This is a genomic window from Dysgonomonas sp. Shenzhen-Wh21, from assembly GCF_043392705.1.
GTDB lineage: Bacteria > Bacteroidota > Bacteroidia > Bacteroidales > Dysgonomonadaceae > Dysgonomonas.
Map to the genome: position 1 here is coordinate 1 of NZ_JAIXHZ010000198.1, position 9245 is coordinate 9245.

7 protein-coding genes are annotated in these 9245 nt (G+C 33.5%); all 7 read right to left on the minus strand.

Features of this window, described 5'->3' with window-relative positions; translation table 11 throughout:
• Positions 1–108: 108 nt before the first annotated feature.
• The 7 genes from LDB17_RS13730 to LDB17_RS13760 all read right to left on the minus strand — a co-directional run bounded on the left by LDB17_RS13730 (position 109) and on the right by LDB17_RS13760 (position 9119).
• A complete protein-coding gene (locus tag LDB17_RS13730; RefSeq protein ID WP_252638717.1) occupies positions 109–1185 on the minus strand; it encodes a CapA family protein in 1077 nt (358 codons plus the stop codon).
• A gap of 1 nt (position 1186) precedes the next feature.
• Complete coding sequence (locus tag LDB17_RS13735) at positions 1187–2239, minus strand: hypothetical protein (RefSeq protein WP_252638716.1); 1053 nt, start codon at positions 2237–2239, stop codon at positions 1187–1189.
• Positions 2236–3501: a nucleotide sugar dehydrogenase gene (locus tag LDB17_RS13740; RefSeq protein WP_252638715.1), complete on the minus strand. Its 1266-nt coding sequence runs from the start codon at positions 3499–3501 to the stop codon at positions 2236–2238. Before LDB17_RS13740 ends, LDB17_RS13735 begins: the two co-directional genes overlap by 4 nt.
• 5 nt (positions 3502–3506) lie before the next feature.
• Positions 3507–4517 (minus strand): SDR family oxidoreductase, encoded by a 1011-nt coding sequence (locus tag LDB17_RS13745; protein WP_393925084.1) that lies wholly within the window; start codon positions 4515–4517, stop codon positions 3507–3509.
• On the minus strand, positions 4474–6816 hold the full coding sequence (locus tag LDB17_RS13750) for a tyrosine-protein kinase family protein (RefSeq protein WP_006843504.1): 2343 nt from the start codon (positions 6814–6816) through the stop codon (positions 4474–4476). The genes LDB17_RS13745 and LDB17_RS13750 overlap by 44 nt, the downstream gene beginning before the upstream one ends.
• 5 nt (positions 6817–6821) lie before the next feature.
• Complete coding sequence (locus LDB17_RS13755) at positions 6822–7652, minus strand: polysaccharide biosynthesis/export family protein (RefSeq protein ID WP_353846909.1); 831 nt, start codon at positions 7650–7652, stop codon at positions 6822–6824.
• A gap of 393 nt (positions 7653–8045) precedes the next feature.
• Positions 8046–9119 carry a glycosyltransferase family 4 protein gene (locus tag LDB17_RS13760; RefSeq protein ID WP_252638713.1) on the minus strand — a complete coding sequence of 358 codons (1074 nt, stop codon included), beginning with the start codon at positions 9117–9119 and terminating at the stop codon, positions 8046–8048.
• Between the last annotated feature and the right edge of the window lie 126 nt (positions 9120–9245).

Here is a 9245-nt window from a genome sequence, read left to right on the forward strand (position 1 = left end):
GTAACCTAAATAAGCGCCCATTAGATACAACACGATGTGCTGCTGCATTACCATCCGGATATAAAAAATTACCTATATATACTATTTCTCCTTTTTTATCCATCTGATTCATTTATATTTATTAAACATCTTATTATAAATAGATGCATTACGCCTCCCTCTCAAATATGCCTCTATAAAATTTCTGTTTAATCGTTTGATAAACCAACTAAAATCGTGTTTTATATTATTATTGAGCAGGTATTCTCCAAGCTTTTCTTTTCTTAAGTTTTGATACTCGTCTTTGGATAGATAAAGAGTCTCGCAATATGTTTCAAATAGAGGGTTACCCTTTATGGATATTCTTCCGTCCTCCTCAAAAATATGGATAAGGCTAACATCTTCTATTTTATTTTCATTTATCTCTAGAGATAGTATAAACGAAGTTCGATTATTATCATCCATTTTATTTTTTAAGCCTTTTATGCTTGTAGACAAGACTTCATCGAAAACAAAATTTCCTAAACTATATGAAATTATTGAATCATTAATCTTTTCTACACCTTGAGCTACGTGCGGATGGTGTCCATATAATATGAATTTATGCTTTTCTGCTAAGCTCCTTGCGAATTGAATATGTTCATATGCAGGATAATTGACATTTTCAATTCCCCAATGGAAACTTAAAACACTTAAATATCCGTTTTTTTCATTCGCTTTTAATCTGTTTTCAACACTCTCAATATTTATTGGAGTTATATATGGCGATTTACTTTCTTCTTTATAACGAGTTCCATTTGCCGAATAGCAGCAGTAACCGTTAAAAGCTATTTTATTGTTTTCAAATTCAAGGATAAGCTCTTTATCGTCTACACCAAAATATTCTATATTATTTTTATCTAGCAAGTTGATTGTATCTTCGAAGCCCGCAACACCATAATCAAAAATATGATTATTCGAAAGGTTTACAATTTTTATATTCAGATAGTTTAATAAGTCTACGCTTAAGGAAGATGTCTTAAGATGAATCGCCTTATAAGAGTCTGCGGCAGAAATATCAGTAATAGGAGACTCTAGGTTTGCAACTACGTAATCAAATGTATTTAAAAATCCAGCAATCTCTTTCAAATTTTCATATACATGTGAGTTTTGTTGCAAATCAAATCTTCCGACAAAAGCGATATCCCCTAAAAAAGCTATTTTCATATTATTCAACTTCAATTAGATGCTTCAATATTTCTTCGGGGGCATTCAGTGGTTCATCATGCCATTCTCCACTTCTATCCCAATAGCCCCCAGCCTGTAATAATGTTGTATGTGAAAAGCCATAACTCATTTCTATAATCTTCCCTATATTATCTCTGTCGTCAATAACATAATCATATCCCATACATTGAAATTTCAATCTATCAGAAACACTAAATGCAGAATCAATTATGTCTTTTGTTACTAAAGATCTATCAAAATAAAACGAGCCGCTGCCTGATGCACGAAATTCTCCTTCTCTAATATTTCTAGCTATAAAACTTAATTTATCGCCGATAACAACAATTTTTAAATCAAAGCCTGCATTGGGAATAAATTCTTGTAAATATACATACCCTTGTTGCCGTGGCAATCGCCTCGCCTTTGAGAAAGATTCGATGAAGTCGGGTATCCTTTTTATTCTAGCTTTGATAGTTGCCCAACTTTTTGCTGATTTAAGTTGTGAGCTTCCCTTGTATAAGATACTAGGTGTTGAGACTAGTCCTTTTCCAAATATTTTTTTGCCATAATTATATGCATCGGTTTTGTTTTTCAAGAGTTTGACATTATTAGAGCCGGAACCACATCTTAACTTTGCTACTATTGGAAATTTAGAATCATTATCAAGCCATGTTACAAAGTCTTTTAATGTATAAAACATATAAGCTTTAGGTATAGGAGCTTGAATCGAATCCAACAAATATGTCTCTGCTATTTTATCATCAAAATGCCAAGCAGTAGGAACATCCGGAAACACTTTTAAACCCATATTCTCTGCACTCATTAAGATACTTCTAGCAAAAAGCATATCTTGCAATGAATAATGACTAAAATGCCATACCAGACAATCGTAATTTTTAAGTGTTTCAAGAATATCATACTTATAACAGTCTACAATGCTATAATCAATATTATTTGCTTCGCAATAATTTATCCAAGCAAAATGCCATGAGGTACTATGCTTAAAAATTGATTCATTATAATGAATTGCAACACGAACTTTTCTATTTTTCATATATAGTTTATACCACTATTTAATCCTGATATTATTCCATTGTTGTTTAATAAAGATCTAATATTAACTGTATCAAATTCTTTATGACTCACCGCCAACACTACAGCATCGAATTTACCTTCTGGTAATTTGCATTTTATCTCTAATCCATATTCATGCTCTACTTCTTCTGGATTAGCCCAAGGATCATAAATTGTTACATTCGTATTATATTCTTTTAGTTCACGAATAACATCTACAACCTTTGTATTACGCACATCGGGACAATTTTCCTTAAATGTAATTCCTAGAACTAGTATATTAGAACCTTTTATTTGTATACCTTGTTTGATCATCTTCTTGATAACTTCACTAGCAACGTACTCGCCCATACTGTCATTCAGGCGGCGACCAGCAAGTATTATTTCGGGGTGATAGCCATACTCTTGTGCTTTTTGAGCCAAATAATATGGGTCTACACCGATACAGTGACCACCAACCAGTCCGGGCTTAAATGGGAGGAAATTCCATTTTGTTCCGGCAGCTTGTAATACAGCATTGGTGTCAATATTCATTCTATCGAATATTTTCTTTAACTCATTTACAAATGCAATATTTATATCGCGTTGCGAGTTTTCAATAACTTTTGCCGCTTCTGCCACTTTTATTGATGGAGCTAAATGCGTTCCTGCTTTAATAACTGAGGAATAAAGGACATTCACTTTTTCTCCAACTTCAGGTGTAGAACCGGATGTTACTTTCTTAATTTTTTCGACAGTATGTTCTTTATCTCCCGGATTTATTCTCTCAGGGGAATAACCGGCAAAAAAATCAACATTATATTTCAGCCCTGAAATCTTTTCTACAACAGGGATGCAATCCTCCTCTGTAGCTCCGGGGTAAACTGTTGACTCATATATAACGATATCTCCTTTATCGATAACCTTGCCGACTGTTTCACTGGCTTTATATAAAGGGGTCAAATCGGGTCTATTGTTTTTATCTACAGGTGTCGGAACAGTTATTATGTAATAATTACAGTCGCCAATGTCCTCTAAATTGCAAGAACAAAATAACCCAATATTGCCACTATTCTCGTTTTTCAAAACAGACTGTAAAATATCCGCTTCTACTTCTAAGGTATGATCAACACCAGACATTAATTCCTTAATGCGTGCCTGATTAATATCAAAACCGACTACCGGATATTTTGTGGCAAAAAGCCTAGCTAAAGGTAAGCCTACATACCCTAGGCCAATAATTGCTATTTTTATTTTGTTCATTTGTGTTATTTTAAATTACTCCAATACCATTTTACAGCCTCTTTCAATCCTTCTTTCATACTATATTTCGGATTGTAATCTAACAAAGCTTTTGCTTTATCTATGCTTGCTAATGAGTGAGGTATGTCACCAACTCTATTTGGGCCATGTATAATATCCACATTTGCAATCAGAGAATCATACTCACTCAGATATTCTTTTAGATATTCTACCAATTGATTTAGAGTTGTTCGTTCTCCAAAAGCTGTATTATATACTGTATTTAATGCTGCGGAATTAGATGTAGTCAAAGCCAGTAAGTTCATCTGTATTACATTCTTTACATAAGTGAAATCCCTTGAATACTCACCGTCACCATTGATTACGAGCGATTCGTGATTGATTAACTTCTTAACGAATAAGGGTATAACGGCAGCATATGCCCCATTGGGATCCTGACGTTTTCCAAACACGTTAAAATATCTGAGACCAATACATTCTATTCCGTATGTACGAGAAAACACATCAGCATAAAGCTCATTAACATACTTAGTTATTGCGTATGGAGATAACGGTTTCCCGATAACATCTTCTACTTTGGGCAATGAGGCAGAATCTCCGTATGTGGAAGAGCTCGCAGCGTAAACGAACCGTTTAACGCCAACCTCTTTCGCTGCGAACAGCATATTCAAGAAGCCCGAAACATTCACTTCGTTACTAGTAATCGGGTCTTTTATAGAACGGGGAACAGAGCCTAAAGCCGCTTCATGAAGGATGTAATCAACGCCTTGTATTGCATTTAAACAATCATCATAATTGCGAATATCCCCTACTATTAACCGGAAGTTTTTTTTATCAAAGAATGGAAGTATATTTTCCATTTTCCCTGTAGAAAAATTATCAAAACAGTTAACCTCACAGTTGTACTTTAATAACTCTTCGCAAAGGTTAGAACCTATAAAGCCGGCTCCTCCGGTAATAAGAATTCTTGAATTATCTAGTTTTTGATTTTGAGTCATATCCATATTCTTTTCCATATCCGTATCTGTAACTACTATCTAAATATGAATCATTGAGCACCAAATACATATTTATTAATTTACCTTCACCTTTTTGCATATTCATGAAGTCTACAGCAGCTCTAGGTGTTACATTTTCTCTAACAATGTACAACGTAACATCAACATACTCATCAATTAGATATGTATCCGAGACTAATCCTACCGGAGCAGTATCAAATATTACAAAATCAAACTCTTCTCTTGCTTGGAGCATAAACTCTTTTAAGCGTGGTTCCATCAACAATTCATTCGGATTAGGCGGGATAGTTCCGGCCACCATCACCTTCAAGTTATCATTTAGTCCTGAATCATTAACATAGTTTCGCCAAGAATCATCGCTGACGAGGTAATCACTCAAACCTTTATTTCTTGGTATTTGAATATAATTTCTGAGTTTCGGATTTCGTATATCCCCTCCAACTATTAAAACTTTTTTACCCGATAATGCAAAGCTCATAGACAAGTTGACACTTATAAAAGTTTTTCCTTCACCGGAAGCTGTAGAAGTCACTAATATTGTTTGATTTACCTTATGCTTTAATATAAAGTTTAAGTTATTTCTTAATGAGCGGAACATTTCAGCTATGCCTGAGCTTTGATTTGACCTGATTACTACCTGATCTTTAATATCATTCCTCCCTATTTGTCCGATAATAGGAACTTCCGATAACCCTTCAAGTTCGCTCCTACTTCTGATCTGAACTTTGAATAGGTTGATTAGATATATGATTACAATCGGACATAAAAATCCGAGTATTAGTACCGAAAGGAGAATAATATTAGACTTAGGGGCTATCGGAAGAATATCTTCTTGCGGAGAAACTATTATACGTGCCTTATTCGCCGTTGAAGCAATAGACAAATTAGTCTCTTCACGCTTTTGCATCAGAAATAAAAACAAATTCTCTTTAATCCGTTGCTCCCTTACTTTTTCTATGAGTCCTCTTTCCTGTTGAGGGACTGACAATACTCTGGATTTTGTAGATGATGATTGCTTCAATAAATCTTGTTTCGATATATTATATGTCTGCTTGACATTTTTTAGAGAGTTGGATATGCTACTACGCATATTATTTATATCATCAGTTAGTCTTATACGTGTAGGATTCTCTTCACCTAGTCCTTTTAACTGAACTTCTGAAACAAGTAGCTTATTGTTATACTCATTTATTATCTGGGCTAAACCTAGATCAGCAATTCCAATGTTAGGTATCACAGAAAATTTATTTGCAGGATTTTGTACAAAACGCTCTATCAAAGATATTACATTGAGTTGGGTTTCTACCTCCAGTAATTTTTGTTCATTTTGCCCCGTTTGTTGTACAAATAGCTGTGCTTCTGTACTCAGATCTGTTATTTGATTCTTTTGTTTAAAATCAACAACATTCTCTTCAGCATCTCCTAGTTCTACAGATATTTCTTTCAATCGATCATTGATAAAGATTGCAGTATTGTACGCAATTTCATTCTTTATGTTTACATTCATCTCATTATACTGCTTAACAAGTTCTCTAAGAACAGCTGCACCCTTGGCTGTATTATTGCCAATCAATCCGATATTAAGGACAGAAGATGTTTTACTCGTTGGCGAAACAGACAATGAGCTATTTAGAGCAGAAACAGTAGAATATATATCATTTATCTGAACATAGTACTTTTCATGTTCAACTATTTTTTTACCTGTCAATTCAATCTTTATAGCAGCATCTTCTAACTTTATTTCATTCGGAAGAGATTCAGATTTCTCATTTATCTTTTTCTCTTCTGATGCAAAGAGGTCTTCATATATCCCGCTTATTTCATATCCGGTTCCATTTTTCTGTATATAGAATTGAATATTTCCTATTCCTTTTTTATCGGCAGGCTCTAAAGTGACATGGAAGGGTGTTTGATTGTATAGCTCAACCTTTCTAAGTCTCTGATTAATATAATATACAGTTTGCAAATTCAATGTATCTACAACAGAGCGCATCAAATCCGGAGAAGATAAAATTGCAACTTCATTTTCTATATTGTTTGTTGTAGAAAGTAAACCTAGAGCTTCTAAATCAAACTCTGCGGCTGCATTTCCTTTACCTGTTCCTTTATCCTCGTTCAATAATATAGAAAGTGAAGATTTATACTGTTTTTGGGTAACAAGAATAATTGTAACGCCAATAATTAGAAATACAGTTATGGATAGAATAAACCATTTCCAATAGCGTAAATAATCAAATATAATATCGGTTACAGAAGTAGAAGCACTTGTATCTTTCCAGTTTTTATTGGTTTCCATTTAATTTAGCGGGTTATGATAGCAATTACTGAAATTACGATTGATAATGCGGATAAACTAATCGATTCAAAGGTTCCAAATCGAGAATTATTTCCTTTTGCTTTATTAGTTTCAACATATAACTTGTCATTTTGTTGTAAATAAAAGAGATCTTTATTAAGCACTAAGTTCTTATCTTGCATATCAATTCTATGCATTGCAATCTCTCCATTTTCTTGTATTCTTAGCAACAACACATTATCTCTACGCCCATATATTGTCATATCTCCGGCTGCAGCCAAAGCATCTAAGATCGTCATTTGACCATTGGGGGTAGTATATACTCCGGGTCTGGCTACTTCGCCGAGAACAGATACTCCAAAATTTATGAACCGAACATTTACAACCGGTTTTTCAGCTATATACCGTGGATAAATTAACGAAACGATGTAATCTTGGGCCTCTTTAGACGTCATTCCTCCAATACTTAATTGCCCTAATATTGGAAAGTTTATTTTCCCGTCTTTATCTACCAAATAATTTTGCAAACTCCCTGCTGTACTTGAATATGTTGCCGTTGTCTGTATTACAGAGCTCAAATTAGTAGGTACCATCGGTAGATTGAAATCTGTTGCAGCTCCAGGTATATTAGAATTGACAGTAATGGTAATTATATCATGGGGCATAATTTTTGCTTCATGAATAGCAGCTACACTTGATAAAACTTCAGGTGAAATTGTTTCTGCATTCTTTAAATAGGGCAACTGTTTATAGCCCGTACACGAACCTAAAAAAACAATTAAAATAGAAACCAATAATGAGTGAAGGATTCTGAGCAAACTCCTTTTTATTTTCATTGTGTTAAAATAAATAATGTTTTATAAAAGATATTTCCTGCCAAAGATAATTTATTTTTTATCTTTTTTGACTAAAGAAAAAAAAATAAGTTTTTAAGAAATAGTATCAATATTAAATATACGAAAGGAAGCGGAAACTAAAAAAAGCAGGTATCTGAATGAAAAAAATCTTATAAGTCTTATGTTATCTAGGATTTAAGAGTTCGCTGATTAATAAAGAAGTGCTGTAAAATTTCCCAATAAAGAAAATAATTCGTTTACACATCTTATTAAATTAACCTTTATTTACGTAATTTTAACAATGCAAACATTCCTCCGCATAATGAAAAGTTTTAGAGTCAAACCATGAGAGAAAATAACTTTTATTCACTTTAATCATTCACTCTTAATGCCTTAGTCTAGCAAACCTCTAATTATGGTTTCCATTTTTTCTATAGCGTTATCCCAACTAAACCGGAGCACATATTCATGTCCTCTTTTCGCCAAATCTATACGATACTCATTATCATTAATTAAATAGCAAATTTTATCAGCCATACTTTTCGCATCACCTGTTTCTACCAACAATGCCGTTTCTCCTTCAACCGCATACTCCTTATGCCCTTCTATATCGGTGCAAATAAGGGTACATCCACAAAACATAGACTCTACAGAGACCAAGCCAAACCCCTCTGTAAAACTATTGGATATAAATATCGAGTTACGATTATAAATCGCACACAAATCATCCGGATCTCTATGATAATGAATCCAGTCGGGCAAATCTTCAGGTGAGGGATAAATGCCGAATAAATCAACCTTAAGCTCGGAAATCTGCTCTTTTACAAGATGTAGTGCTTCCAACCCATATTTAGAACCTTTTATTTCTTGAACAGAATACATCATAGCAACGGTTGCAATCTCTCTATTCTCTATTCTTTCCTTAATGTAATATACATTGTTGTCAACTCCATTTTCAATCAATTCTACTCTATTGTTGGTATGTTTAGCTACTATTTTTTTTAAATAAGAAGCAACAACGATATTAACTGTATCTTTCAAATTGTACGAAGAGTAGAGTAAATCTTCATGTCCTTCCCAATTTTCATAACCTTGTATAAGATTGATTTTTTTGCCTTTTTGAGGAGATAATGTTCCCATATCCAAAACTGTAGACCACCAAGTAGCAATAACAATATCAGCATCAACAACATACTTATCCCTTACTTCTTTCACATAAGACATCGTAATATCCGAATCAAACTCGAACCATTTATTTCTATCAAAACGTTCTATTTTAGATAAAATACTGCGTACGAAGCATGGTAAGCGGTACTTCATATACTTTGTTTTAATAGGAAATGTTAGATGAACTTGATAGCCCATATAAGCCAGGCGATTTGCATATTCGTACATAACCCTAAATCCACCTGCCGGGCGACGAGGTTTGAATGGTAGAATAAAATTGATCTTTATATTGTTCCTCATTTCTTCATCTTTTCTTTACAAATATAATGAGTTTACCAATTCTTTTGTCATTATAAAACTCTTATTTAGAAACTCGAAAAACTAGACAACCGACATATAGTTAAACCTTAAATAAATTTTATTAAG

What these genes read in the sequence shown, in the direction of transcription:
- LDB17_RS13730 (WP_252638717.1), bottom strand. Translation starts at nt 1,185, where the DNA reads ATGAAAATAGCTTTTTTAGGGGATATCGCTTTTGTCGGAAGATTTGAT.
- LDB17_RS13735 (WP_252638716.1), bottom strand. Translation starts at nt 2,239, where the DNA reads ATGAAAAATAGAAAAGTTCGTGTTGCAATTCATTATAATGAATCAATT.
- LDB17_RS13740 (WP_252638715.1), bottom strand. Translation starts at nt 3,501, where the DNA reads ATGAACAAAATAAAAATAGCAATTATTGGCCTAGGGTATGTAGGCTTA.
- LDB17_RS13745 (WP_393925084.1), bottom strand. Translation starts at nt 4,517, where the DNA reads ATGGAAAAGAATATGGATATGACTCAAAATCAAAAACTAGATAATTCA.
- LDB17_RS13750 (WP_006843504.1), bottom strand. Translation starts at nt 6,816, where the DNA reads ATGGAAACCAATAAAAACTGGAAAGATACAAGTGCTTCTACTTCTGTA.
- LDB17_RS13755 (WP_353846909.1), bottom strand. Translation starts at nt 7,652, where the DNA reads ATGAAAATAAAAAGGAGTTTGCTCAGAATCCTTCACTCATTATTGGTT.
- LDB17_RS13760 (WP_252638713.1), bottom strand. Translation starts at nt 9,119, where the DNA reads ATGAGGAACAATATAAAGATCAATTTTATTCTACCATTCAAACCTCGT.